Origin of the sequence: Actinopolymorpha sp. B9G3 (assembly GCF_040120725.1) — a bacterium.
Lineage (GTDB): Bacteria > Actinomycetota > Actinomycetes > Propionibacteriales > Actinopolymorphaceae > Thermasporomyces.
This window is the reverse complement of the sequence record NZ_JBEEAB010000007.1, coordinates 81108-106462: the sequence shown is the minus strand read 5'-3', so window position 1 is coordinate 106462 and position 25355 is coordinate 81108. Positions and strand designations below refer to the sequence as shown.

Sequence of the window (25355 nt, the reverse complement as noted above, 5' to 3'; positions counted from 1 at the left end):
TCCTGTGGCGGAGATACCCCAGGGTCAGCCGTACGACTACCGCTTCCGCCCTCTGCGCGAGCCCGACTGGCACCGCCTTCCCGGATGGCGGGACGTCGATGTCGCGGAGTGGGAGTCCGCCCAGTGGCAGCGGGCGCACTGCGTCAAAAACCTCAAGCAGCTCCGCGCCGTCATGGGTGATCTCCTCGACGACGCGTTCTACGCCGACCTCGAGCGCGACCAGGCCGAGCGGGCCACGATGTCGATGCTGTTGCCGCCGCAGATGCTCAACACGATGGTCCCGGACGAAGCGCCCTCAACCGGGGCGTTCTACGCGGACCCGCTCCGGCGGTACATGCTGCCCGTCTTCTCCGACCGGCGTACCGACTGGCCGTCGCATCCTCGTGCGACGCGCGACTCGCTGCACGAGCACGAGATGTGGGTGGCCGAAGGGTTGACCCACCGCTACCCGACAAAGGTGCTGGCCGAGATCCTGCCGACCTGCCCGCAGTACTGCGGCCACTGCACCCGGATGGATCTCGTGGGCAACTCCACGGCGCAGGTGGACAAGCTGAAGTTCGGCCTCAAGCCGCAGAACCGGCTCGACGCGATGCTCGACTACCTCCGGACACATCCGGGCGTCCGGGACGTCGTCGTCTCCGGCGGAGATGTCGCCAACATGCCCTGGCCCCGGCTGGAGGCGTTCGTCGCGGCGCTGCTCGAGATCGAGAACATCCGCGACATCCGGCTTGCCACCAAGGCGCTGATGGGCCTGCCCCAGCACTGGCTGCAGGACGACATCCGTGCGGGCATGGAGCGGCTGGCGGCGATCGCGAACGCGCGCGGGGTGATGATCGCGATCCACACCCACGTGAACGCCGCGCAGTCGGTGACCCCGCTGGTCGCCCGGGCGGCGAAGGCGATGCTCGCCACCGGCATCCGCGACGTCCGCAACCAGGGTGTGCTCATGCGTGGTGTCAACGACTCGCAGGAGCAGCTGCTCGACCTGTGCTTCGCACTGCTCGACGGTGCGACGATCACGCCGTACTACTTCTACATGTGCGACATGATCCCGTTCAGCGAGCACTGGCGGGTGTCGGTGCGCGAGGCGCAGGCGTTGCAGCACGGGATCCTCGGCTACCTGCCCGGATTCGCGACACCGCGGATCGTGTGCGACGTGCCGTACGTCGGCAAGCGGTGGGTCCACCAGGTCGCGGCGTACGACGAGAGGCTCGGGATCAGCTACTGGCGCAAGAACTATCGCACCGGCATCGAACACGCCGGCGACGACGCGCTCCAGCGGACCTATGAGTACTACGACCCGATCGACACCCTGCCCGCAGAGGGTCAGGCCTGGTGGCATGAGCACGCGGGCGACCATCTGGCGGCGGCGGAGCAGCGAGCCGCCGACTCACGCGCCGCTTCCACACGTCAACTCCTCCTTGACGCCCCCTGACATCCGCGCCACCCAGAGCTCAGGCCTGGCCGAGGAGTCGGGCGATCTCGGGGAACGCGTTGGCGTAGCCGCGGAGCAGATCACGGGCGACGGTGACCGAGTCCACGAGTGGATGCAGGGCGAACGCCTTCCACGCGGCATCTGGTGAGCCGGTCGTCGCGGCTTCGATGGTGAGCCGTTCGACCGCCTTGACCTGCTGGATGAGTCCACACTGGTGCATGTCGGGCGGGGATGCTGGCAGCGGATGTGCGCCGCTCGCGTCGACCCGCGCAGGAACTTCGATGACGGCATCATCGTCGAGACCGGCGAGCGTCGATCCGTTGCGTACGTCGAGGATCATGGTCGACGGCTCGTCCCGGGCGAGTGCGGCCATCACGGCGAGAGCCACGCCTTCGTAGCCGGAGGGCGGTCGGGTCTCAACGTCTCCTGGCGGGGGCGCCGGTGCTTCGCGGGTACCGTGCTTGGCCTCGGCCATGTAGAGCGCTTCGCGTTCGGCGATCGTCCGCCGCCACAGGTCCAGTGCCCGATCCGACTCTCGCCCCGCCTCGGCGTAGAACTCCGCCTGCTGCCGGGCGAGGAACTCCCCCCGCGTCGACGGCTGGTCCACGATCGACCGGATTGCTTCGCGGGTGAACGAGTAGTAGTAGAGGTACTCGTTCGGGATGGCACCAAGTGTGCGCAGCCAGTCCGGCCCGAAGAGGGCACCCTCCTCGAGCGTCGACATTGCCCGTTCGTCGCCAAGCAGGTCCGGCAGCCGGTCCCGGCCGTCGCCGTCGCGCAGCCCGCGTAGCCAGCCCAGGTGGTTGAGCCCCGCGTAGTCGGCGTGGACGTCCGACGGGTCGAGCCCCAGAGAGGCAGCGCAGCGGTACACGAGGTTGCCGGGCGTGTCGCAGATCCCGACGACCCGCTCCCCCAGGACGGCCTGCATCGCCTCGGTGATCATGCCGGCCGGGTTGGTGAAGTTGATGACGTACGCCAGCGGCGCCACTGCCCGGACCCGCTCGGCGATGCGTACCGCCTCAGGAATCGTCCGTAGCCCGTAGGCGACGCCACCGGGACCGGTCGTCTCCTGGCCGAGCACACCGAGGTCCAGGGCGATGCGTTCGTCCCGGATCCGCCCGGCCAGCCCACCGACGCGGATCGCGGAGAAGACGAACGCCGCACCCTCGAGGGCGGGGTCGAGATCGGTGGTCAGCTTCACCCGCGGTGGGTCCGCGTGCGAGGCGCCGAGCCGGGCAAGGACCGCGCCGATGACGGACAGGCGCTGCGCTGAAGGGTCGCAGAGCGCCACCTCGTCGACCCGGGGTGTGCCGGTGTCACGCAGCAGGGCACCGTAGACGAGCGGAACGCGGAATCCCCCACCGCCGAGAATGGCCAACTTCACGATGCGCGTCCCTCCCGTCAGGTGCCGGTGCCTTCGCATCGTTCCACGAGGCACGAAATCCTCTCGCCGGGCGGCGGCAGAGTCGGGTTTCGTGCTACCGGAACGAGTTCGGGCCTCCGGCGTCCGACAACCACCAGGAGCTGACAGGCGCCGTCAAGTAGCGTCGACCGGAGCGGTGAGGGAGATCTCGCTGAAGGAGACCTCTGCGCAGAGGTGCCGGTGATGATCGACGATCCGCTCGTCGCCGGTGAGAGTGATCGGGACGACCAGCTCAGGCACCGCGCTCGACCGGCTGAGGCGGAGTTCGAGGTCCCCCGGCTCCACCACGCGCCGCAGGTCCCGCCCGGTGAACGCACTCAGGTCCGCATGGACCCCGAACACCACCCGCCGGGCATCCCCCGGCTCGAGCGGTACCCGGGCATAGCCCACCAGGCGTACGACCGGGCGGGTCACCTGCGCGACGGGATCGTGGAGGTACAGCTGGACGACATCCGTACCCTCGCGGTCTCCGGTGTTCTCGACGACGAGCGACACCGACACGCACCCGTCGGTTGGTATGCGTAGGCGCTCATCGGCGGCGACGCTCGCCCCGCCGACCCGCAGGTCGCTCCATCGGAACCGGGTGTAGGAAAGGCCATGCCCGAACGGATAGAGCGGCGTGGGATCGAGGTTGCTCACCTTGGTCCGATGGCCGAGCTTCGGCGCGAGATACGTCGTGGGCTGGCCGCCCTGGGTCCGTGGAACGCTCACCGGCAGGCGCCCGGACGGACACACCCGACCGGACAGGACGCCGGCGACGGCGGCCCCGCCTTCGGCACCGGGGAAGAACGCCTGGACGACGGCGGCGGCCCGGTCGGCGAAGGCACCGAGTGCGTACGGACGGCCGGCCAGGACCACGACGACCACCGGAGCCGCCGTGGCGAGCAGAGCCTCCAGCAGGTCGGCCTGGACGCCTGGCAGCCGGAGATCCTCGGCGTCGCAGCCTTCCCCTGAGGTGCCACGCCCGAACAGTCCTGCCCGGTCGCCGACGACCGCGACGCACACGTCGGCACGGCTGGCCACCTCCACCGCCGCAGCGATCCCGCTGACGTCGGGGTCGGAGACAGTGCATCCGGCCATGTGATCCACCGTGGCCCGCGGCAGCTCCTCCCGGATCGCGTCGAGGACGGACGGGATCTCGACGCCCAGCGACAGGTCCGGGTGCTTGGACCCCACGTGCGAGGGGAACGAGTAGCAGCCGACCATCGCCATCGGATCGGCCGCGAGTGGGCCGACCAGAGCGAGCCTCGGCTCGGGTGGGAGCGGCAACGTACCCGAGTTCGCGAGCAGCACCACCGACTCCTCGGCGAGGGTCCGCGCTGTCGCCCGCGCTTCAGGAGGATCGAGATCGATGTCGTCGAGGTTTGCCGGCGGGCCGGGATCCCAGTCCGCGTCGAGCAGACCGAGTTCACACTTCTGCCGCAGGACGCGGGCCGCGGCGAGGTCGACGAGCTCCTCGCGGATCTCGCCGGAGCGGACCGCATCGAGCAGTGGCTCGCGGTAGCAGCGGACGGTCGGCAGCTCCACGTCCACACCCGCCGCGAGCGCAAGGCCCGCCGCCTCGGCCGGGGACCTCGCGACGCCGTGGAGGAGTTCAAGGAACGAGACACCGAAGTAGTCCGCCACGACAGTGCCGTCGAAACCCCACGTCGTGCGGAGCAAGTCGGTGAGCAGGCTCGCGTCGGCCGCCGACGGCACACCGTCGATCTCGGTGTAGGAGTGCATGACCGACCTCACTCCGCCGTCGCGTACGGCCATCTCGAACGGCACGAGCAGGTCGTCGGCCAACTCGCGGGGGCCAGCCGCGACGGGGCCGAAGTTGCGGCCGGCCTTGGATGCCGAGTAGCCGACGAAGTGCTTCAACGTCGCGATGATGCCGGTGGACTGCAGGCCCCGGACATAGGCGGTGCCTATGGTGCCGACGAGGTAGGGATCCTCGCCGATGGTTTCCTCCGTCCGCCCCCAGCGCGGGTCCCGCGTCACGTCGAGAACGGGTGCGAGCCCCTGGTCCACTCCGACACTGCGCATGGCCGCACCGATCTCGGTCGCCATCCTCTCGACCAAGGCAGGGTCGAAACTCGCTCCCCAGGCCAGAGCTGTCGGGTAGACGGTCGCGCCCCAGGTCATGAAGCCGGCGAGGCACTCCTCGTGGGCGACCGCCGGGATCCGGAACCGACCTGCCGCCATGATCTCGTGTTGCGTGGCGGCCAGCGACCGAGCGCCGATGGCGGGTGCGATGGGGGCGGTGCCGAACGGGCGCGTGAGCTGGCCGAGGCCGGCGGCGATCAACTCCCGTAGGTCGAGGTCAGGATCGGCGAGGTCGTGCTGGTGGGGAGCTACCCCGCCGCCCGAAGCGTCGGCACCGACCCAGACTCCGTAGAGCTGGGCGACCTTCTCCTCGAGTGTCATCCGGGCCAGCAGGTCCGCCACCCGCGCAGGTACCGGCCGGGCAGGATCCTGCCACGTCGGCACGTCCGAACCGGGTGGCCGGCCGTCGCGGCCGGCGACGTCCTGGGCTGGCGGGTCGTCGATCGGCATCGGTCTCCGTCCTCCGTCGTGTCGACCACGTGCAGGTGTCGGCCTTGCTCCAGTGGTGGCTCGCGACTCTCACCGCACTCCACCGCAACGATCGACGATATTGCAGGCATCCTTCCGGAAGGCCCGCACCCGTGTCGAGTGGCCACCACCTGGCCGTCAGCGGGAGGTGCTGGTGTCACCACTCACACCAGCACCTCCCGCCTGGGCCGAGAGCAAGGTTGTCGAGACCGAAAAATTTCGCTCTCAGGCTCGTTACTGTCCGGCAGCGGCCGTCGCTACCGTCCGGCTCGCGCGAGGTCATCCTGGACGGCGTAGTACGCCGGCTTGGGCTGGAAGTCCTCCGCCAGGAGGTTCGCCGCGCCCTGGCCGGTGAAAGTGCCCGGAACCCAGGAGTACTTGTCGGTGAATCCCCAGACGGTGAACGACCTGCAGCGCTTGGCCATCAGGCAGCCCTGGACCAACGTGCTGTAGCCACGTGCCTGCGCGGCCAGCTTGTCCTCATCGGGCGGCATGATCATCCGGACATCTGCCTCGGTGACCGCCGTCTCCAGGCCGAGTGCCTCGAAGCGCTTCATGTTGTCGGCCACCGCACTCGCGGGCCAGAAGCCGAACTGCACACCGAGGTGGCCCTGGATTCCGAAACCGTGCACCGGCACGTCGTCGGCGAGTAGCTGCTTGACCAGGGCGTAGTACGCATCGGCCTTGGCGTTCGGACCCTCGACGTTGTAGTCGTTCAGATAGAGGGCGGCGTCCGGGTCGGCCTGGCGAGCCCACCGGAACGCGTCCGCGATGTAGCTCGGACCCAGGTTCTGCAGCCAGATCGTGTTGCGCAGGTTGCCGCTGTCGTCGATGACCTCGTTGGCGACATCCCACTGGTGGATCTTGCCTTTGAAGTGGCGCATCACCGTGAAGATGTGGTTCTTCAGGATCTGCCGAAGCTCGTCCGGTGTGATCTCACCGGAGGCGACTCCGTTGGTAAGCCAGGTGGGCAGCTGGTTGTGCCAGATGAGCGTGTGCCCGCGCACCTTCTGGCCGTTCTCGTCGGCTACGCGCACGAGCTGATCGGCCGGACCCCAGTTGTAGACCCCTCGCTGCGGCTCGAGCAGCTGCCACTTCATGACGTTCTCGGCCGTGACGCTCGAGAACTCCTGGCCGATGAGCTCACGGTAGGTCGTGTCGTTGTTGTACGCGTCCATGTTGACCGCGGTACCGAACGCGATCCCGGCTTTGGCTGCCAGGACGCGCAACGGCTGATCCGTCGACGTGTTCTCGCTGGTTGGTTCATCCTCAGCCGACGCGGTCGACGTGCCGATCGTGATGAGGACCGCTGCGGCGACAATGCCCGCGACAGCTGTTCGGGTCACCTTCATCAGGAGATCTCCCGTCACAGTGATGTATTTCCGGAAAGCTTCCGTAAGATGCCGTGAACGGTAAAGACGCCCAGAAGTAACGTCAAGCCTGTGGATCAGGCAGGATTACGGCAGCTGCCGAGGGAACGTCTAGTCGGGGCGGTCCCGCAAACTTTCAGTCGTCTCCCGTCCGCAGTCCCGACCGCCGACCTCCGAACGAAGGAGAAGCTCGTGGCCGCTGACACCGGATCCCGCGTCACCATCACCGCGATCGCCCGCGAGGCCGGTGTCTCGGTGCCCACCGTTTCTCGAGTCGTCAACGGACGTTCTGACGTGTCCCCACAGACACGCGAACGCGTCGAGGAACTCCTCCGCCGCCGCGGGTACCGCCGCCGCCAACCCCGACCGCGCGATCACGCGAGCCTGATCGACCTGGTCTTCGACGACCTCGACAGTCCGTGGGCCGTCGAGATCATCCGCGGCATCGAGGATGTCGCGCACACGTCACACATCGGCACCGTGATCTCGGCGATCCACGGCAAGGCCGCATCGGCACGTCAGTGGATGCAGAACGTCCGGACTCGGGCCACCGACGGCGTGATCCTCGTCGGTTCCGGCCTGGAGGCGCCGCTGCAGGCGGAGCTGGACCGGCTCGACGTCCCGACCGTCATGGTCGACACGGCGGGGGTACCGCCTCTGGAGGTGCCGACCATCGGTGCCACCAACTGGGCGGGCGGGCTCGCCGCCACCGAGCACCTCCTCGCGCTCGGTCACGAACGGATCGGCTTCATCGCCGGACCCCCCCGGCTGCGGTGCAGCCGCGCACGGTTGGACGGTTACCGCGCCGGACTCGCTGCGGCCGAGCTTTCGGCGGATGACGAGTTGGTATGGCAGGGCGACTTCTATCCACAGTCCGGCTTCGAGGCCGGCAACGCTCTACTTGATCACAAGGCGCGGCCGTCGGCCATCTTCGCCTCCAACGACCAGATGGCCTTCGGGCTCTACGAAGCGATCCGGCAACGCGGCCTCCGGGTTCCCGACGACATCAGTGTCGTCGGCTTCGACGACCTGCCCGAGGCCCGCTGGTCCTCGCCACCGCTGACGACCGTACGCCAGCCGCTGTCCGAGATGGGCACTCTCGCGGCCCGCACTGTCCTCCGTCTTGCGAGGGGTGAGCAGATAGAGAACCCGCGGATCGAGCTCGCGACGGATCTGGTCATCCGCAACAGCACCGCGCAACCGGCGGCTGCCTGAGCCTCTGACAAACCGGTTGCCTGCCCTGACGGCGGTCTGCTTCACTCCCGGCAAGAGTTGACTCTCCAAGGAGCGTGAAATGCGTCGTTCGTCTGTGTCCATCCAGAAGGGTTCTGTCACCTATCTCGAGGACATGACGCGTCGTGAGCACGTTGAACTTGGGGATCCTGGCGCATGTTGACGCCGGTAAGACCAGCCTGACAGAGCGGTTGCTCTTCGCCGCTGGTGTCATCGACGAGGTCGGTCGAGTCGACGACGGCAGTACGCAAACCGACTCCCTGGCACTGGAACGCCAGCGCGGCATCACCATCAAGTCCGCGGTGGTGTCGTTCGTCATCGGTGACGTCACGGTCAACCTGATCGACACGCCCGGACACCCGGACTTCATCGCCGAGGTGGAACGGGTCCTGTGCGCGCTCGACGGCGCCGTACTGGTGATCTCTGCCGTCGAGGGGGTGCAGGCGCAGACCCGCGTCTTGATGCGGACTCTTCAGCGGCTGCATATCCCGACCCTCATCTTCGTCAACAAGATCGACCGCGACGGCGCCAGGTACGAAGGGGTGCTGAAGGACATCGCGGCAAAGCTCACGCCGTCGATCATCGCGATGGGTTCGGCCGACGACCTCGGCACACGTTCCGGCCGTTTCACGGCGTACGGGTCGACGGATCAGGTCTTCACCGAGGGGTTGGTCGAGCTGCTCGCCGACCATGACGACGCCTTCCTGGCCGCCTACGTGGCCGACGAGTCGGCCGTGTCGTACTTCCACCTTCGTCGGGAGCTTGCGGCGCAGACGAGCCGATGCCTGGTGCATCCGGTCTACTTCGGCTCGGCGATCACCGGCGCCGGTATGGACCCGCTGATCTCGGGCCTGACCGAGTTGCTGCCCGCGTCCGACTGTGGGGCTGACGGGCCCGCTTCCGGCACCGTATTCAAGGTCGAACGCGGTCCCGCCGGGGAGAAGATCGCCTACGTACGCATGTTCGCAGGAACTCTGCGTACCCGCGATCGGCTGCACTTCGGCGATGATCGCAAGGGAAAGGTCACCCGAATCAGCGTTTTCGAGCGCGGCGCGGCCACCTCGCGGAGTTCGGTGGCCGCCGGGCAGATCGCCAAGCTCTGGGGCCTTGCCGAGGTCCGGATCGGTGACGACGTGGGCTCCTCGTCCGCAGCCTCGGACCCGACCTCGAAAGCCACCTCGGAGCCGACCCCGGAGGCGACCGAGACCGCCGTCGGCCGTCGTTCCGCGAACGGCGGGGGCTACTTCTCGCCGCCTACGTTGGAATCGGTGGTGTCGGCGTCCCGACCTGCTGACAAGGGCGCCTTGCATGCCGCACTCACCGAACTGGCCGAGCAGGATCCGTTGATCAACCTGCGACAGGACGACATCCGCCAGGAGATCCATGTCTCGCTCTATGGCGAAGTGCAGAAGGAGGTCATCCAGGCCACACTGGCGGGTGACTACGGTGTCGACGTCACCTTCCGTGAGACCACCACGATCTGCATCGAACGCCCCGTCGGCACCGGTGCCGCCGCTGAGTTCATGGGCCAGGAGACCAACCCGTTCCGCGCCACTGTCGGGTTGCGGGTCGAGCCGGCGCCGGTCGGCGCCGGCGTGGAGTTCCGGCTGGGGATCGAGCTCGGTTCCCTGCCGTTCTCGTTCCTGCGAGCGGTCGAGGAGACCGTGCGCGAGACGCTGCTGCAGGGAGTCCACGGTTGGCAGGTCACGGACTGCACGGTCACCATCACGCACTCCGGCTACACGCCACCGCCGCCGTACGGCTGGAGCAAGGCGTCGAGTTCTGCCGGCGACTTCCGCCGGCTGACCCCACTGGTTCTGATGAGCGCGCTGCAGCAGGCTGGAACACAGGTGTTCGAACCGATGCACCACTTTCGCCTCGAGTTTCCCGCCGACGCGCTCGGATCGATCCTGCCCAACCTCGCGAGGATGCGTGCCGTGCCACACTCGCCCTCGACGCGGGGCTCCGCATCAGTGCTGGAGGGTGAGATCCCGGCGGCCCAGGTACATGAGCTGCAGCAGCGGTTGCCGGCTCTCACCCGTGGTGAGGGCGTCCTCGAGTGCTCCTTCGATCGGTACGAACCCATCCGGGGGCCTGTGCCGGCCCGCCCTCGGACCGACCACAATCCGCTCAACCGCAAGGAGTACCTGCAGAACATCGGGCGATGAGCGAGGCCTCCAACGGCCGGCCGTCAGTGGAGCACAGAGTCCAGGGCTGAGAGGTGTTCGTCATCAGCACGAGCGGCATGATGAAGGGCATGACGGAGGCGTTTGCGGTGCCCATCACCGTCCGAGGGTACGAGCTGGACACCCAGGGACATCTGAACCAGGCCGAGTATCTCCACTACGCCGAGCATGCCCGCTGGGAGTTCCTGCGTTCGATGGGGATTCAGCAGGACAAGCTGCTGGCAACCGGAGTCGGTCCGGTCACGATGGAAACCACGATCCGGTTCCTGCGCGAGTTGCGTGGTGGAGACCTGGTGGACGTGACGTGTGCGTTCGAGTGGGGAGCGGGAAAGTCGTTCCGGCTCGTTCAGCGGTTCGTCCTGAGCGATGGCACGCTGGCGGCCGAGCTGACGGCGGTGTGCGGCCTGCTCGACCTGGCGGAGCGGCGGTTGGTCCCCGACCCGAGGGCGCGGTTGAGCGCGCTGGCCGACAACCCGGACCCGATCGACGGCTGACCGGCCCCGCATCGCCAGCCGTTACCGACTGAGGCGGCCAGCACCGCCGGGAGCATCGAAGGGTGTCGTGGTCCGCAGACCACGACACCCTCAGATCGCTGCGAGCCCCACCCTCACCGGGCGGCGGCCGCGTTGTAGAGCGCCTGCGCCTCGCTACCGAAGTAGGGCCCGAACATCACGTCCGGCAGGAAGACGTAACCGAAACTGTTGACGGAGTTCTGCACCCCGGCACCGGATGCCTCGTCGAACCGCAGGAACCACGGTCCTCCGCTCGAGCCCCCGGTCATGTCGCAGTTGAGACCGTGGTCGGTACTGAAGAGCGGGTCGTCGAACGTGGTGCCGCTGCAGTAGATGAGGCTCTCGCCGTCGTACGGATCGGCGGCCGGGTAGCCGAAGCTGTACATCGTCTGACCGCGGTCCTGGTTGAACGCGATGCCCTGGCCGCCCACGGCATCGGTGAGACGCTGGCCGTTCAACGGGTCGACGACAGCGGCACCCACGTCATAGCTCAGGTCCTCACTCGCCTCCCACTGCGGTGTGGTCAGCGTCGTGTTGGCCGTCCATGTCCCGTGCGGGCGGTCGCCGTCGTCGTAGCCGGGTACGAAGACCCAGGAGGTGTGCCAGGTCCCTTCGTACTTCACGCAGTGGCCGGCGGTGATGACAACGCTCCTGTTCCCGCTCGTGACTGCGTCGCCGGAGCACGAGGCGTCAGCGCCGTTGAAGTTGAAGAACACCCGGCCCGCGGTCTTGGTGACAGCGCCGCCGCCCGACCACGCGCCACCGGTCTCCGGAAGCGCCAACGGGATCAGGTCGGACACTGCTTGCCTGGTGGGCTGGATGAGTGCTGGCAACCCGCGCTTGACAGTGCTCACCGGTGACGCAAGCGCCGTGGTCCGGTCGAGTAGTCGGCGCATGGGTGTCGCCGAGCGCATCCGCTGTTCGCTCCAGGACGCCTGGGCGTCCTGCCGCGCCGAGGCGGCGACCCGGTGGACCGCCACCTGGTCGGAGTCCGTCGCCTGGAACTGCTGCGAGGCGACGCCTGAGGCGGCTGCCGCTGGCACCAACAGGCCCACGCCGACGAGCGTCGCCGCGAGCAGGCTGGTGAGACTGAGGACGATCGTTGATCGAGATCGACGAAGTCGCATGATGGGCCTCGCTTCTGGCATGAACCGTCGGGATCTTCGGGTGCCCCGTGCCAAACGAAAGTATCTGCCCCAGATGTCAGGGACGTGACGATTGCCAGGGTTAGGACAAAAGTTACGACTCCGGCGAGAACGGGTGCCAGGCCTTGGCACGTTGTGGTCGGTGAATCGCGCGACGGCACCAGTGCCGGGGCGACCGAGAGGTCAGGACTCCCGCACGACGTCCCGGGGATCCCGGTCGTCGCGGAGCCCACGCCAGGAGGGATGCCAGAGCCGGCCGTCGCGGGTCCACTGTGCGAACGCCACCTCGCCGACCAGCACCGGCTCGACCCACCGCGCGTCCCTGGCATCGGCGGCCGGCACGGACTCGTCGAACGGTGAAGCGTCGCGCGCCAACGGGGCAAGGCGTTCCGTGAGCGCCTTCAGGCGCGCCTGCGTGAACCCGGTACCCACCCGACCGGCATAGACCAGGCGGTCGCCCTCGTAGACCCCGCACAGCAGGGACGCGAAGGTGCCGGCCCGGGATCCCGCTCCGATCCGCCAGCCGCCGATCACGACGTCCTGGGTGCGTACGTGCTTGATCTTGATCCACGCGGGGCTGCGACGTCCCGGTTCGTACGCCCAGTCGAGGCGTTTCGCGACGATCCCCTCCAGCTGCTGCCGGCGACTCGTCTCCAGTGCTGCCGCACCCATCCCCTCGAACGCCGGCGGCACCTGCCAGGCAGGTGCGGGAAGGGCGAGGTCGCGCAGGAGTGCCCTGCGCACGTGGTACGGCTCGCCGACGAGCGAACGCCCTCGGAGGTAGAGCAGGTCGAAGACGAGGTAGCAGACCGGCGCGGTCCCGGCCTGTCTCGTCGGGCCGGCCTGTCTCGTCCGGCCGGACTGTCGTGACCGCCCGCGCGGCGGGCCGTGCATGCGCGACTGCAGCCGTTCGAAGCTCGGCCTGCCCTGGTCGTCGAACGCGACGACCTCGCCGTCGACGACCAGGCCCTCCGCGCCCGCTACCTCGTCCATGGTGACCCCGGAGAGTTCGGGGTAGGTGGAGGTGAAGTCGCGCCCCGAGCGCCCGAGCAGGACCACCTGGTCACGGGCGGCGTAGGCAACCGTGCGTACGCCGTCCCATTTCATCTCGAACGCCCAACGCTCCTGGTCGGCCGGTGGTGGCATCGTGCCCGGTGTGGCCAGCATGGGGGCGATGTAGGGCAACCCCAGAACCTCGGCGGCGGTCACCTGAGGTCACCGCCGGTCGTAGACCCAGATGGCCGTCCGCGCACCGAGCAGCCTGAGGTCGTACCGGTCGCGGAACCGCAGCGCGGACGGCACGCTCGCCTTCGGGATGTCCGGCGCCAGCAGGACGATCCGCCCGCCGGCACGGGTGACCCGGGCCATCTCGGTGAGGACGTCGCGCAGCCATGCCCGTGGCTCGCCCTGCACGGTGTACTGCCGCCCGAACGGAAGGTTCGACACGCACCCGTCGACCGCCGCGTCGTCGAGGTCCAGCTCCCTGGCGTCTCCGTCAGCCACGACCACCGCCCGCCCGTCGCGGTCGTCACGGACGTTGCGGCGGGTCGCCGAGGCGGCACTGGGGTCGATGTCGCGGCCCTGCACGCTCCATCCGGCCGCCTTCGCCTCGGCGAGGATCGTGCCGGAGCCACAGCACGGGTCGAGCAACGTGCCCTGTCCGGCGGTTTCCGGTGGCGTGCCGGCGAGCCCGACCATCGCCGCGGCGACCGTGGGACGCAGGGCACCCGTCCGCTCGGTGGCCCGTCCGCCGTGCTGGCGAAGCTGGGCGGTCGTGAGGCGTACCCCGGCGACGAAGCGTCCGCGGGTGTACTCCACGGTCCACAGCTCCACCTGGGCCGGATCGGCGGTGCGCCATCGGGGTTCGGCCGCGGCGACTGCATCGCTGAGTGCCCGGCGCAGCTGGGTGCGCTGCCACGTGCGCTCCTCGAGGACGCGGACCACGACCCGATAGGTCAGCGGGCCGCGTTGGCCCTTCCCACGCGTCGAACGTGCCTCCCCCTGGCTACGCCAGAGCTGGACACCGTTGTCGAGCCGGGATGTATGAAGTAGCCGCCGCGCGATCCAGGGCGGTCGATCCCCCTCCGAACGCAACGTCCGCCCGAACTCGGCGAACACGTCCTCCACGCTCGCCAGGCGAAGCAGGCGCCGTTCCGCTCCGGGCGCGACCTCGCAGAGCAGGACATCGGAGCGTCCGTCGTTGCCGACGTCGGTGACGCGTACGCCGGTCAGCCCGGCGAGTTCGCGCCTGACGAGTGGCGCGAGGCCGGGAACCGCGAGTACGAACATCCGCCGCGTCGAGTCGGCCGTCCTGCGGGAAACCCGGCCCGCCCGCTCGGCCCGGTTGGCTGGGGGTGCCGGTCGATGCGCCATAGCGTCGCCAGCCTAGAGGACGTCCGTACGCCGGCCGTGCGGGTGTGCAGGCGTACCGGCGTGTGGGTCCCGGATCAGCCTCAGACGGCAGGCGGTCGCTGTTCGTACGGCGTCGACAGGACGACGATCGACCGGGTGGAGACGTTGGCCTTGGCGCGAATCCTCGCGAGGAGCTCTTCGAGCGCGCTTGGGCTCGCGACGCGCACCTTGAGCATGTAGTTCTCGTCGCCAGCGACCGAATGGCAGTCTTCGATCTCTGGCACGTCGATCAGGAGGTCCGGTGAATCGTCGGGCTGGCTCGGGTCGATCGGCCGGATCGAGATGAACGCCGTGAGCGGCAGACCCAGGGCTTCGTAGTCGACGACGGCCGCGTACCCCTTGATGACGCCCCGCTGCTCCAGCCGGCGTACGCGCTGGTGGACGGCGGAGGTGGACAGGCCCGTCACCTTGCCCAGGTCGGTGTAAGACATCCGGCCATGGGAGGCGAGCAGCCGGACGATCTGCTGATCGATCTGCTCCACGCCGCACACCGTACCGCGCCAGGAACCCCCACCCTGTAGCCCGCCCGTGATCATGATCGTGATCACGGAGGATTTGTCGGCGTATCAACCGCTTTCCCTTCATGATCATGAAGGCGGGGCGCTCGGCGGCACGTCGGCCCCTGTGGCGTCGCAGGTATTCACCACCGAAGAGGCACCACACGGTTCGGCGGGTACGTTCAGGTGTCGATGACCTCGAGCTCGCGGGGACGCAGGTTGAGCGAGTCGTACCCGTCGTCCGTCACCACCACGATGTCCTCGATCCGCGCACCGTGCCGCCGCTCGAGGTAGATCCCCGGCTCCACCGAAAACGCCATCCCCGGCTCCAGGACGACCGTGTTGCCGGCAACGATGTAGGGGTCCTCGTGGCCCTGCATCCCGATGCCATGCCCCGTCCGATGGATGAACGCAGGACCGTAGCCGGCCGCTGTGATGATGTCGCGCGCCACGACGTCGACAGACTCGGCGGTGACACCGGGCCGGACGTGGGCGCACGCAGCTGCCTGGGCACGTTGCAGGACGTCGTAGTAGTCCCGGAACTCCTCGGGCGCCTCTCCTCCGGCGATGTAGGTGCGCGTCTCGTCAGAGCAGTAACCGGCCTGCGTGGTCCCACCGATGTCGACCACCACGGGGTCGCCACGCTCGATCACCCGGTCGGAGAGCTCGTGGTGTGGTGATGCGCTGTTGGGCCCACTGCCGACGATGACGAAGTCGACCTGGACGTGGCCCTCGGCGAGGATCGCGTCATAGATGTCGCGGCCGACCTGGCTTTCGGTACGTCCAGGGCGCAGCCACTCCGCGATCCGGGCGTGGACCCGGTCGATCGCGGCACCGGCCGCTCGCAGCGCCTCGACCTCTGCAGCCGATTTGCGCATCCGCAGCTCGCGCAGGATCTCGCCGGCGAGCGACTGTTCGGCTCCAGGGAGCGCGACCCGGAACGCAAGTACCTTCTCAGCCCACATGTGGTCATCCACGGCGACCCGGTTGACGCCCGGCAGCAGCTTGGCCACCAGGGCGTAGGCATCCTCGGTCTCCTGCCACGGCACGAGGTCGAGGCCGAGATCAGAGGCGCTCGAGGCCTCGGCCGCCGGGTGTTCGAGGGCAGGGACGACGAGCGTGGGCGTGCCTTCGACGGGCAGGACAAGGCAGGTGAGCCGCTCGAGAGCCTTCGCGTCGTAGCCGGTCAGGTAGCGCAGATCCGGGCCCGGTGAGATGAGGAGCGCGTCGACACCGGCCGACGCGGCCGCGCCGCGGGCGCGGGAGAGCCGGGCTTCGAGGTCGGCTGCAGGTGGAGTCACAGTCACCCCGTCACTGTAGAACGTCGGCGGGTCGTGCCACGATCTGACACGTGACGAACTCCCGTACCTCCGGTTCCGGCTCGGCTCGCCTGATGTTGCTCGACACGGCTGCGCTGTATTTCCGCGCGTTCTTCGGCGTACCCGACTCGGTGCGGGCACCCGACGGCACACCGGTCAACGCCGTCCGCGGCCTGCTCGACTTCATCACCAGGCTGGTCGGCGACCACCGTCCCACCCACCTCGTCGCCTGCTGGGACGACGACTGGCGCCCAGCCTGGCGGGTCGATCTGGTGCCGACGTACAAGTCCCACCGGGTCGCGGAGATCGTGCCCGGCGGGCCTGACGTCGAGGAGGCACCCGACGCCCTGGAGACACAGGTGCCGATCATCCGCGAGGTCCTCGCGGCGCTCGGGATCGCCGTCGTCGGTGCGCCCGAGTGCGAGGCCGACGACGTGATCGGAACGCTGGTCGCCCGGGCGCGGATGCCGGTCGACGTCGTGACCGGCGACCGCGACCTGTTCCAACTCGTCGACGATGCGCGTGGGGTGCGCGTCCTCTACACCGCACGCGGCATGAGCAGACTGGAGCTCGTCGACGAGGCGTGGGTGGAGAAGAAATACGGCATTCCGGGCCGGTTGTACGCCGACTTCGCGGTCCTGCGCGGCGACCCGTCCGACGGGCTGCCGGGACTTCCCGGCGTGGGCGACAAGACCGCGGCGTCCCTGGTCAAGGGCTACGGCGACCTCGACGCGATCATCGTCGCGGCGGCTGACGACTCAGGTCCGATGGCGCCAGGTGTACGCCTGAAGATCCGGGAGGCGGCTGGCTATCTCGAGGCTGCTCGCAAGGTGGTCGTGGTCGCTCCCGACGCCGCCATGCCGGACTTCCCCGACCCGGTGCTCCCCTCCGAGCCGGTCGACCCGGCCGCGTGGGCCGACCTCCGCGAGCGATGGGGACTTGGCTCGTCGGCGGAGCGAGTGGTGACGGCGCTCGCCCAGTCGGCCAGCTGAACGAGCAGCACCCGGGTGGCCTGGTGGGCCCCCTGAAACTGGCGTGCCGGACGGCGCCTGCTGACGCTAGGTTGCGGACATGAGTGCAGAATCCGACCGCGTCGCCACCGCCCTGCGAGAGCTGGGTGCGGCGGGTCGCGTACACACGTTCTCCCAGGAGGTCCCCACCGCGGCCGCCGCTGCCGCCCTGCTCGGCTGCGAGGTCGGCGCGATCGCCAACAGCCTGGTATTCGCGGCTGGTGACGAACCCCTGCTGGTGTTGACCAGTGGCGCTCATCGCGTCGACACGAAGTGGCTGGCCCGGTCGCTCGACGTCCCGAAGATCAGCCGGGCGACGCCCGAGTTCGTCCTCGCGGCGACAGGACAGCGCGTGGGCGGCGTGGCACCGGTGGGCCACCCCGCCCCCATCCGCACGTTGGTCGACGTCTGGCTCGGGAAGTACGACGTCGTCTGGGCGGGCGCCGGCGACCACCTGAGCATGTTCCCCACCAGCTTCGACGAGCTCCTACGGCTGACCGGCGGGCAAGCCACGGAGGTCTGTCCGTAGCTCCGCACGTCACCCGCCCAGCCACTCCCAGGGCGAATGCGACCTCAGGGTGAGTCGGAGCCGACCGACGCGTACGCCACAACCCCCCTGCGGAGTGCGCCGACACTGGCGCGGGCGGTCTGACGCAGCGGACCCTCCCCCGCAGCGTCGGCGATCTGGTCGGCGAGGTCGAGGATCTGCTTGACCCAGCGGACGAAGTCGCCAGCTGCCAGGCCGGACTCGTCCAGGACGTCGGTGAGCGACGCACCGGAGGCCCACCGGTAGGCCGCCCAGGCGAAGCCCAGGTCGGGTTCACGCAGGAAGTCCAGCCGGAAGTCGGACTCGAGGGCATCGAGGTCGCCCCAGATACGAACGAGGGTGCCCAGCGCCTCCCGAGCCGTACCACCGGGCAGCTTGGGCGGGCCGACGTCGTCCGGGGACCGCGATTCGTAGACCAGGGCCGAGAGGCACGCCGCCAGCTCGGCGGGGTTCAGATCGTCCCAGGTTCCCAGGCGTAGGCACTCGGCGGCCACGAGGTCGAGCTCGCTGTAGATCCGGGCCAACCGGTCGCCGGCCGGCGTGGTGCGGTCGTCCTCGAGGTAGGACAGCTCGTCCAGGACCTCGCAGACCCGGTCGAACTGGCGCGCGATCGTGTTGGACCGCTGTTCGACCCGGCGCTTCAGACTCTCGGTCTCGCGTTCGAGGCGGATGAACCGCTCCGCCCAGCGGGCGTGGTCTTCGCGGTCGGCGCAGCCGTGGCAGGGGTGGGCCCTCATCGACCTTCGCAGCTGATGCAGCGTTGAGTCGTCGTCGGCCGGAGACCCGGTACGGCGAGCGACGCCCACCTCGTCCGGAGCCTTCTGCCGCAACGTGGAGGCCAGGTCACGCCTGTGCTGGGCGTTGCGAGGATTGAACGAACGGGGCACCCGCATCCGGGTGAGCGACTCCACCGGCAGTGGGAAGTCGACGAGTGAGAGCCGCCGAACCCTCCGATCTGCGGTCAGAACGGTGGGCCGTGGACCGTCACCACCGGCGGCGTGCCCGGGATCGAGGACGACGGCCACCCCAGCGCGTCGGCCGGCCGGGACCGAGATGATGTCGCCGGGGCGAAGTCGGCCGAGCGAGTCCACCACCTCCGCACGCTGGTCGGCCTTGCGCCGGCGGGCAAGCGAGTTCTCCCGGTCCTTGATCGCCCTGCGGATCGCGGCGTACTCCATGAAGTCGCCCTGATCGCACTGCATCGCCTCGCGATAGCCGTCGAGCGCCTCCTCGTTGCGGCGTACCTGGCGGGCGAGCCCGACGACTGCACGGTCGGCCTGGAACTGTGCGAACGACGACTCGAGCAGCTCCCGGGCACGCTCCCGGCCGACCTGCCGGACGAGGTTGACCGCCATGTTGTACGACGGCCGGAAGCTCGACCGCAGCGGATAGGTACGGGTCGACGCGAGTCCGGCGACGTTCGCGGGCTCGAGGTCGGGCTGCCAGAGCACGACGGCGTGCCCTTCGACATCGATGCCGCGACGGCCTGCCCGCCCGGTCAGCTGGGTGTACTCCCCAGGCGTGATGTCGGCGTGGCCCTGGCCGTTCCACTTGACCAGGCGTTCGAGTACGACCGACCTGGCGGGCATGTTGATGCCGAGGGCGAGGGTCTCGGTGGCGAAGACGAGTTTCACCAGCCCTCGGGCGAACAGCACCTCCACACATTCCTTGAACGTCGGCAGCATTCCGGCGTGGTGTGCGGCGAGGCCACGGGCGAGGCCGTCGAGCCACTCGGCGTAGCCGAGGACCGCGAGGTCCTCCTGGGGAAGGTCGGCGCATCGCGCTTCGACGTAGCTCCGGATCTCGTCGGCCTCGTCAGGTGTGGTGAGCCGGATGCCGGCGTAGAGGCACTGCAGAACGGCGGCGTCGCAACCCTGCCGGCTGAAGATGAACATGATCGCCGGGAGGAGCCCCTCCGCCTCGAGGTTCTCGGCGACCTGGTGGCGCGTCGGGGTGAACGCGATTCGGCTGCCCCCTCGCGTTCCCCGCCCACCACCCCGTCCCCGCGGGCCGCGATCGTCGCGGCGAGAGAACCGCCAGTGGTCACGGATGACCCTGGCCAGCTGCGGATTGACCTGCGGCCGGGCGTCGGGCTTGCCGGTGTCGGCGAACAGGTCGTACATCCGGCGGCCGACCATGACGTGCTGGAACAGCGGCACCGGTCGGCGTTCCTCGACGACGATCTCGGTGTCGCCGCGCACGGTGGCGAGCCACTCGCCGAACTCCTCGGCGTTCGAGACCGTCGCGGACAACGACACGACCTGTACCGACTCCGGAAGGTGGATGATCACCTCTTCCCAGGTGGCTCCACGGAAGGGATCGGCGAGGTAGTGCACCTCGTCCATGACGACGTAGGACAGTCCGGCGAGCGTGGACGACCCGGCGTAGAGCATGTTGCGCAACACTTCGGTCGTCATGACGACCACCGGTGCCTCACCGTTGATCGTGTTGTCGCCGGTGAGCAGACCCACCCGCTCGGGTCCGTACCGGTTGACCAGCTCGGTGTACTTCTGGTTCGACAGCGCCTTGATCGGCGTCGTGTAGAAGCACTTGCGGCCGGATTCCAGGGCGAGGTGAATGGCGAACTCGCCCACCACCGTCTTGCCCGAGCCGGTAGGGGCGGCCACGAGGACGCCCTTGCCGGCCTCGAGCGCCTGACATGCGGTGACCTGGAACGGGTCGAATGTGAAGGTGTAGAGCTGTCGAAACGACCGGACTTGCGGGCTGTCGGCGCGGAATCGGGCGTACCGCTCCGCCGGGGAGCTCATGCCCTACAGGCTACGGCCCCCTTCGCCGACGGGCCCGACGGCGTCCCCGAAACGCCGGGCGGCCACCCGAGGGCTGCGGTGCGCGTCAGCGGGGCGGTGGGGCGAAGACCGTCAGTGCATTGGGAACGCACTCGACGGTCACGGGGAGCGGCCCCATCCGTTCGCCGTCGGCGAACGACACCAGGTCCGCCGAGGCCATGCTCAACCGCTTGGCGCGGTACACCGTCACGGCCGGGTGGCCGACGTGGGTGCCCTTGGCGAGCTTGGGAAAGACGCGCACCAGATCGCGGCGGGGCACCGCACCCACAACGGTGATGTCGATGAGACCGTCGGTGGGATCGGCACCTTCACAGATGCGGAGCCCGCCGCCGTAGGAGTTGGTCACTCCCGCCGCGACAAGCAGCGCGTCGATGTTCTCGGCCTCGCCGTCGAACTCGAGCCCGAAGTGCTGCGGCCTGAACGCGCCCAACTCGGCAATCGTCGCGAGGTCGTAGCGGAGCCGCCCATGCGGCCAGGTCATCCGGTTGACGCGTTCGGCGACCCGCGAGTCGAAGCCCGCGCAGAGGACCGTCGCGAACCAGCCGGACGCACTGTGCCTGGCAGCGGGGTGGCTGGCATCGTCTGCCGGTTCCGCATCCACTCTCACTACTCGGCCGAGGTCCTGGGACCGGGTGTGGCCGGCCACCACGATGTCGGCCGCCGCCAGCGGGTCACGGACGGGAATGCCGAGGCTCCGGGCCAGGTCGTTGCCGGTGCCGGCGGGGATCACCGCGAGTGGTGTGTCGGTCTCGGCCACCGCGTCGAGGGCGAGATGGATCATCCCGTCACCGCCGATGATCACCAGGCCTTCGACTCCGCGGGCGACAGCGCGCCGGGCGAGGTCAACCGACTCGGCGGCGTCGCGGCCGGCCTCCCACCGCGCGTTGAGCCCTGCCTCACGCAGCCGCTCGGTGACCGGGTCAGCCAGTCGGGCACCGCGCCCACGACCGGAGGTGGGGTTGACGAGAACGACGATCTCACGATCCACGCGGCGAGCGTAGCGTGATCGGCTGGGCGCTGGTGATGCAGTCCGGACAAGCGTCACCCGATGGTTGTCGTCGACGTACGACAATCCCGACGTTCCGACGTTCTCCTCTGGTGGGGTCGCTCAGTCGTCGTCGAGCCGGCCCGCACGCTCGATAGCGTCGATGTCGATGCCCTGCGCGATGAGCCTCGCCCGTCGCCGTCGCTCGATGAAGCGTGCTATCAGCTCCGAGGCCAGGAAGAGGATCGTCATCGGGGTGGCGAGCAGAAGCATGGTGATCGGGTCCGTCGAGGGGGTCGCGACCGCGGCGAACACGAAGATCCCGAAGATGATCCACGCACGTGCCTTGCTGAGCCGGGCAACAGTGAGGACCCCGACAACGTTCAACATCACCACGAAGATCGGGATCTCGAACGCCAGCCCGAAGACAAGCAACAGCCGGATAACGAACGACAGGTACCGATCCACGGTCGGCAAGTTCAGCACGTCGACAGGCGTGAAATCGATCAGGACGTTCAGCCCTTTGGGCATGGCGAGATAACCGACCACGATACCGGCGATGAACAACGGCGCCGCCGTGCCCACGAACACCATGGTCCACTTGCGTTCGTTCCTGTGCAGCCCAGGAACGATGAACGCCCAGATCTGATAGAGCCAGACAGGCGTCGTCGCGACCAGCCCGGCGATGAGCGAGATCTTGAGCTGCATCATGAGCGGACCGGCGACATCGTTGAAGGTGAGGCTCGCGTTGATCTTCTCGCCAGCCGGGCGCGACTCGTTGATCCTGTCGATTGCGTCTCGGAGCGGATCCGCGAGCAGGTGGAAGAGCTCTTCGTAGAAGAACCAGCCCACGATCGCACCGAGGACGATCGCGCCGACCGCCTTCATGAGGCGCGAACGCAGCTCACGAAGGTGCTCGACGAGCGTCATCCGCCCTTCGGGGTCAGACTCCGGCTTGGGGGTACGCCAACCCCGCAGCCGGCCGAGAGAGAGGCTCACGACACCCCCAGGTAGGCCCGGCGCAGCTCAGAGTGATGCGGTGGAGGTGACGCCTTCACCGCGTGGTGCGTTCGGAGTCCTCGACCGGCTGGGCGGCGGTCTGTCCAGTACCGTTCGCGCTGGTCGTGTTGGCCGCGTTCGCGGTCTGGTTGATCGGCTGCGGGGGCGCGTCGGCCTGCGGCTTGTCCTCGTCGCGGATCTCCTTCTTGAAGATCTTCAACGCCTGGCCGAGACCCTTGGCGGTCTGCGGCAGCCGGGTCGCACCGAAGAGCAGCACGAGGACGACTCCGATGATGATGAGTTCGGTGGGTCCAAGATTTGGCATGACGGGCCTCTCAGTCGGCAGTTCTCGATCGATGGTACGCCCTGTTCCCCGCCGAGGGTCCAGGCACGGGTCTCCTGCGCTGACCGTCCCCGGCAGGCTCGCGCGAGACCTCGCCCGCGGCAGCCGCCGACCCGTCTTCGTCGTCGGCTTCGAGCTCCCCGTCGGCCGGGTAGGCAGCCTGCAGCTTGCGCTCGGACTCCTCGAGCTCGAGGATCAGCGCCTTTGCCCGCCGCCAGAACCACAACCCGAGCAGGGCGTAGAAAATCACAGCGAATAGGGCAATACCCCCGAACAGCCACACCCACTTCACCTGCTGCACCCTAGCGGGCGGCGCGGCGCGCCGCACCGCCCGGTGGCCGGTCCCATACCCGCCCGGCTCCACCCCTCCGGCGCCTCACCAGGTCCCCCGTTCAGGTCGTCTCGTACGCCGCCAGAGCCTCCACGGCGTCCGCGCGGACAGCCTCGGCCAGGTCAGCCGGCTCCACGATCCTGGCCGAGCCGCCGAGGCGCAGCGCCAGGCGGCGGAGCCAGCGCGGATCGGCCACCCGCAACCGGACCCGCAGCGAACCGTCCGCGGCCTCGGTCACCTCTTCGCACGGGTAGTACTCCGAGACCCAGGCCGCCTGCGGATCCAGCTCGATCGTGGCGAGCGCATCGTCGGGCGAGGGTTGGAACAGCCCGGCGGACAGGTCACGGGGCCGGGCCTGCGGCGGGGGTGCCGCCACGGCGTCGAGCAGGTCCACGCTCGCCACCCTGTCGAGCCGGAAGAGACGGACGTCCTCGGCCCGGTGACACCAGCCCTCGAGATAGGTCCACCCGTCCGAGAGGACAAGACGCATCGGGTCGACGTCGCGCTCCGTGGTCTCGTCGCGGGTGGGCACCCAGTAGCGCAGGTGGAGGCGTCGCCGCTGTTCGAGGCCCTGTCGTACGGTGGCACGGACCTGCGGGTCCTCCCAGGTGTCCACGCGTACGGCCACCTTGTCGACCGCACCGGTCGCCTGGCCCGCGGCTTCCTCCAGTCGGGTGATCACGCGGTCGATGAGCTCGCGTTCGGTCACCTGGCCGGTCTCGCGGAGCACCCGCAACGCGACCAGCAACCCCAGCGCCTCGTCGGTGGACAGGCGCAGCGGCCGAGCGAGGAAGTCGGCGTTGGACACATGGATGACGCCCTCTCCCTCCACCGTGTCCATGTCGACCTCGATGTAGTCGCCCGGCATCATGCCCGGGAGCCCACAGAACCACAGCACACCGAGGTCGGCGACGAGTTGCTTCTCGGTGATGCCGAAAACGCGAGCCACGTCGGCGACCCGGGCGCCGGGATGGGCGAGGAGATACGGCAGCAGGGCAAGCAGCCGGCGTACCTGCTCCTTCGCTCCGCCACCGGACGAGCGGGTGGATGCGAACGTCACTGGACCACCTGGTTCCCTCGGGTCGTGCAGTGCACCTGCGTCTCGCTCATCGCGCGACCTCCACCAGCAGGCCCTTCAGATGCCGGATCACGGCCTCGCGGACGTCGGGCGGGTCCAACGCCACCACGTCGGCGGCATATCCCGCGATCTCGTCCGCCAGTGCGCCCAGGTCGTGGAACGCCACCTCGGCGACATCCCATCCCGGAGCGTCGGGAGTGATCGACGACGCCCGTCGGCGGAGCCCGTTGCCGGCACCGGAACGAACTCTGACCCGAGCCGTACGGCGATGGTCCTCAGGGGACGAGAGCCGGGCGGCCTCGGCGCGGATGTCGACGCCCTCCGGGACGCTGAACGCCCGCGGGCCACTCATGACCTGGACGGCGCCGACGATCCGGGAGAGCCGGAACATCCGGGTCGCACCGCGGTCCTGGTCGTGGCCCACGACGTACCAACGGCCTCGCCAGTTGAGAATGCCCCACGGTTCGAACAGCCGGTGCTGAGGACCGGCGGCACCTGGCCGGCGATAGTCGAACGACACCACGGTGCGCGCCTGCACGGCTCGCCACAACGGCTCGAACGCCGGCTCGCCGGCCGGTAGCCGGGGCTCCAGCGCCGCCAGCGGCGTCGTGTCGGTGTCGAGCCCATCGGCGCCGAGCTTCAGGACCGCCCTCGATGTGGCCTCCGCGAGGCTGGCGTGCTGCCAGACCCGCGCCGCCAGACCGAGGATCGCCGCCTCCTGGGCGGTGAAGGTCAGCGGCGGAAGCTCGAACTCGCTTCGCCGAATCCGGTAACCCACCTCGTCGTCGAAACCGGAGGCCACCGACCCGATCTCGATCGGGATGCCGAGGTCGCGAAGCTCTTCCTTGTCGCGCTCGAACATCTTCTCGAACGCCTCAGGCGCCTGCTCGCGGTAGTCCTCCACGAGCTGGCGGAGCTTGGCCTTGGGCACGAAGTGCCGCGAGACGAGCAGGCAGATGACAAGGTTCATCAGCCGCTCGGACTTGCGGGGCGTCATGCGCGCTCACCCCCCTTCGACGTGGCCGGCCGGCGTTCGGTGTGGGTTCCGGCCACCAACGAGCGCCGCTCGTCGAGGCCCGCCCCCACTACCGCCCAGTCGAACACATTAGCGACCACCTGGGCGACGGTACCGCACCCAGGTGATCGACAGTGGTGGGAGTGGCGGGT

22 protein-coding genes are annotated in these 25355 nt (G+C 68.8%); 6 read left to right on the top strand and 16 right to left on the bottom strand.

Translation table 11 applies throughout. The features are described 5' to 3' along the window. Window positions 1-4 precede the first annotated feature (4 nt). The gene (locus ABNF93_RS14670; RefSeq protein ID WP_349328568.1) at window positions 5-1435 is read left to right on the top strand and encodes a KamA family radical SAM protein; all 1431 of its coding nucleotides are present in this window, start codon (window positions 5-7) and stop codon (window positions 1433-1435) included. A 19-nt stretch (window positions 1436-1454) separates the two neighbouring features. Here the strand turns inward: ABNF93_RS14670 and ABNF93_RS14665 are convergent, their stop codons facing one another. The 3 genes from ABNF93_RS14665 to ABNF93_RS14655 form a co-directional block, all read right to left on the bottom strand. Then, window positions 1455-2819, bottom strand: a complete 1365-nt coding sequence (locus ABNF93_RS14665) for a 6-phospho-beta-glucosidase (RefSeq protein ID WP_349328567.1) — start codon at window positions 2817-2819, stop codon at window positions 1455-1457. A gap of 153 nt (window positions 2820-2972) precedes the next feature. After that, on the bottom strand, window positions 2973-5396 hold the full coding sequence (locus ABNF93_RS14660; RefSeq protein WP_349328566.1) for a beta-xylosidase/alpha-l-arabinosidase: 2424 nt from the start codon (window positions 5394-5396) through the stop codon (window positions 2973-2975). 275 nt (window positions 5397-5671) lie between these two features. Beyond that, complete coding sequence (locus ABNF93_RS14655) at window positions 5672-6766, bottom strand: endo-1,4-beta-xylanase (protein WP_349328565.1); 1095 nt, start codon at window positions 6764-6766, stop codon at window positions 5672-5674. Between the two features lie 210 nt (window positions 6767-6976). Between ABNF93_RS14655 and ABNF93_RS14650 the strand changes: the two genes are divergently transcribed. The 3 genes from ABNF93_RS14650 (at window position 6977) to ABNF93_RS14640 (ending at window position 10697) form a co-directional block, all read left to right on the top strand. Beyond that, window positions 6977-7999, top strand: a complete 1023-nt coding sequence (locus ABNF93_RS14650) for a LacI family DNA-binding transcriptional regulator (RefSeq protein WP_349328564.1) — start codon at window positions 6977-6979, stop codon at window positions 7997-7999. 143 nt (window positions 8000-8142) lie between these two features. Further along, window positions 8143-10185: a GTP-binding protein gene (locus ABNF93_RS14645; protein ID WP_349328563.1), complete on the top strand. Its 2043-nt coding sequence runs from the start codon at window positions 8143-8145 to the stop codon at window positions 10183-10185. 89 nt (window positions 10186-10274) lie between these two features. Further along, window positions 10275-10697: an acyl-CoA thioesterase gene (locus ABNF93_RS14640; RefSeq protein ID WP_349328562.1), complete on the top strand. Its 423-nt coding sequence runs from the start codon at window positions 10275-10277 to the stop codon at window positions 10695-10697. A gap of 113 nt (window positions 10698-10810) precedes the next feature. Here ABNF93_RS14640 and ABNF93_RS14635 read toward each other — a convergent pair whose 3' ends face one another. From ABNF93_RS14635 to ABNF93_RS14615, 5 genes are all read right to left on the bottom strand, one after another. Beyond that, complete coding sequence (locus tag ABNF93_RS14635; protein WP_349328561.1) at window positions 10811-11842, bottom strand: trypsin-like serine peptidase; 1032 nt, start codon at window positions 11840-11842, stop codon at window positions 10811-10813. Window positions 11843-12043: 201 nt separating this feature from the next. After that, complete coding sequence (gene ligD, locus ABNF93_RS14630) at window positions 12044-13069, bottom strand: non-homologous end-joining DNA ligase (protein ID WP_349328560.1); 1026 nt, start codon at window positions 13067-13069, stop codon at window positions 12044-12046. A 6-nt stretch (window positions 13070-13075) separates the two neighbouring features. After that, window positions 13076-14233, bottom strand: coding sequence for a TRM11 family SAM-dependent methyltransferase (locus tag ABNF93_RS14625; protein ID WP_349328559.1), 1158 nt, complete (start codon window positions 14231-14233; stop codon window positions 13076-13078). Window positions 14234-14313: 80 nt separating this feature from the next. After that, entirely contained in the window at window positions 14314-14754 is a 441-nt protein-coding gene (locus tag ABNF93_RS14620) for an Lrp/AsnC family transcriptional regulator (protein WP_349328558.1), read from the bottom strand. Window positions 14755-14951: 197 nt separating this feature from the next. Further along, entirely contained in the window at window positions 14952-16076 is a 1125-nt protein-coding gene (locus ABNF93_RS14615; RefSeq protein ID WP_349328557.1) for a M24 family metallopeptidase, read from the bottom strand. An 86-nt stretch (window positions 16077-16162) separates the two neighbouring features. On the opposite strand from ABNF93_RS14615, the gene ABNF93_RS14610 reads away from it, so the two are divergent. Then, on the top strand, window positions 16163-17080 hold the full coding sequence (locus tag ABNF93_RS14610) for a 5'-3' exonuclease (protein WP_349328768.1): 918 nt from the start codon (window positions 16163-16165) through the stop codon (window positions 17078-17080). Window positions 17081-17159: 79 nt separating this feature from the next. Beyond that, on the top strand, window positions 17160-17627 hold the full coding sequence (locus ABNF93_RS14605; protein WP_349328556.1) for a YbaK/EbsC family protein: 468 nt from the start codon (window positions 17160-17162) through the stop codon (window positions 17625-17627). Window positions 17628-17671: 44 nt separating this feature from the next. On the opposite strand, the gene ABNF93_RS14600 is transcribed toward ABNF93_RS14605, so the two are convergent. The 8 genes from ABNF93_RS14600 to ABNF93_RS14565 form a co-directional block, all read right to left on the bottom strand. Further along, window positions 17672-20413 (bottom strand): DEAD/DEAH box helicase, encoded by a 2742-nt coding sequence (locus ABNF93_RS14600; protein WP_349328555.1) that lies wholly within the window; start codon window positions 20411-20413, stop codon window positions 17672-17674. Window positions 20414-20498: 85 nt separating this feature from the next. Next, window positions 20499-21440 (bottom strand): diacylglycerol kinase, encoded by a 942-nt coding sequence (locus tag ABNF93_RS14595; protein ID WP_349328554.1) that lies wholly within the window; start codon window positions 21438-21440, stop codon window positions 20499-20501. 120 nt (window positions 21441-21560) lie between these two features. Next, the gene (tatC, locus tag ABNF93_RS14590; RefSeq protein ID WP_349328553.1) at window positions 21561-22436 is read right to left on the bottom strand and encodes a twin-arginine translocase subunit TatC; all 876 of its coding nucleotides are present in this window, start codon (window positions 22434-22436) and stop codon (window positions 21561-21563) included. Window positions 22437-22491: 55 nt separating this feature from the next. Further along, window positions 22492-22761, bottom strand: coding sequence for a twin-arginine translocase TatA/TatE family subunit (tatA, locus tag ABNF93_RS14585; RefSeq protein WP_349328552.1), 270 nt, complete (start codon window positions 22759-22761; stop codon window positions 22492-22494). Window positions 22762-22771: 10 nt separating this feature from the next. Further along, window positions 22772-23071, bottom strand: a complete 300-nt coding sequence (locus ABNF93_RS14580) for a hypothetical protein (RefSeq protein WP_349328551.1) — start codon at window positions 23069-23071, stop codon at window positions 22772-22774. A 100-nt stretch (window positions 23072-23171) separates the two neighbouring features. Continuing rightward, window positions 23172-24170: a helix-turn-helix transcriptional regulator gene (locus ABNF93_RS14575; protein WP_349328550.1), complete on the bottom strand. Its 999-nt coding sequence runs from the start codon at window positions 24168-24170 to the stop codon at window positions 23172-23174. Between the two features lie 46 nt (window positions 24171-24216). Further along, window positions 24217-25185, bottom strand: a complete 969-nt coding sequence (locus tag ABNF93_RS14570) for a helix-turn-helix transcriptional regulator (RefSeq protein WP_349328549.1) — start codon at window positions 25183-25185, stop codon at window positions 24217-24219. After that, complete coding sequence (locus ABNF93_RS14565; RefSeq protein WP_349328548.1) at window positions 25182-25304, bottom strand: hypothetical protein; 123 nt, start codon at window positions 25302-25304, stop codon at window positions 25182-25184. The genes ABNF93_RS14570 and ABNF93_RS14565 overlap by 4 nt, the downstream gene beginning before the upstream one ends. Window positions 25305-25355 lie beyond the last annotated feature (51 nt).

Excerpts from the sequence above, each read along its gene's own strand:
- ABNF93_RS14660 (WP_349328566.1), bottom strand. The coding sequence starts at position 5,396 with ATGCCGATCGACGACCCGCCAGCCCAGGACGTCGCCGGCCGCGACGGC.
- ABNF93_RS14655 (WP_349328565.1), bottom strand. The coding sequence starts at position 6,766 with ATGAAGGTGACCCGAACAGCTGTCGCGGGCATTGTCGCCGCAGCGGTC.
- ABNF93_RS14640 (WP_349328562.1), top strand. The coding sequence starts at position 10,275 with ATGACGGAGGCGTTTGCGGTGCCCATCACCGTCCGAGGGTACGAGCTG.
- ABNF93_RS14635 (WP_349328561.1), bottom strand. The coding sequence starts at position 11,842 with ATGCGACTTCGTCGATCTCGATCAACGATCGTCCTCAGTCTCACCAGC.
- ABNF93_RS14625 (WP_349328559.1), bottom strand. The coding sequence starts at position 14,233 with ATGGCGCATCGACCGGCACCCCCAGCCAACCGGGCCGAGCGGGCGGGC.
- ABNF93_RS14610 (WP_349328768.1), top strand. The coding sequence starts at position 16,163 with ATGTTGCTCGACACGGCTGCGCTGTATTTCCGCGCGTTCTTCGGCGTA.
- ABNF93_RS14605 (WP_349328556.1), top strand. The coding sequence starts at position 17,160 with ATGAGTGCAGAATCCGACCGCGTCGCCACCGCCCTGCGAGAGCTGGGT.
- ABNF93_RS14600 (WP_349328555.1), bottom strand. The coding sequence starts at position 20,413 with ATGAGCTCCCCGGCGGAGCGGTACGCCCGATTCCGCGCCGACAGCCCG.
- tatA (WP_349328552.1), bottom strand. The coding sequence starts at position 22,761 with ATGCCAAATCTTGGACCCACCGAACTCATCATCATCGGAGTCGTCCTC.
- ABNF93_RS14570 (WP_349328549.1), bottom strand. The coding sequence starts at position 25,185 with ATGACGCCCCGCAAGTCCGAGCGGCTGATGAACCTTGTCATCTGCCTG.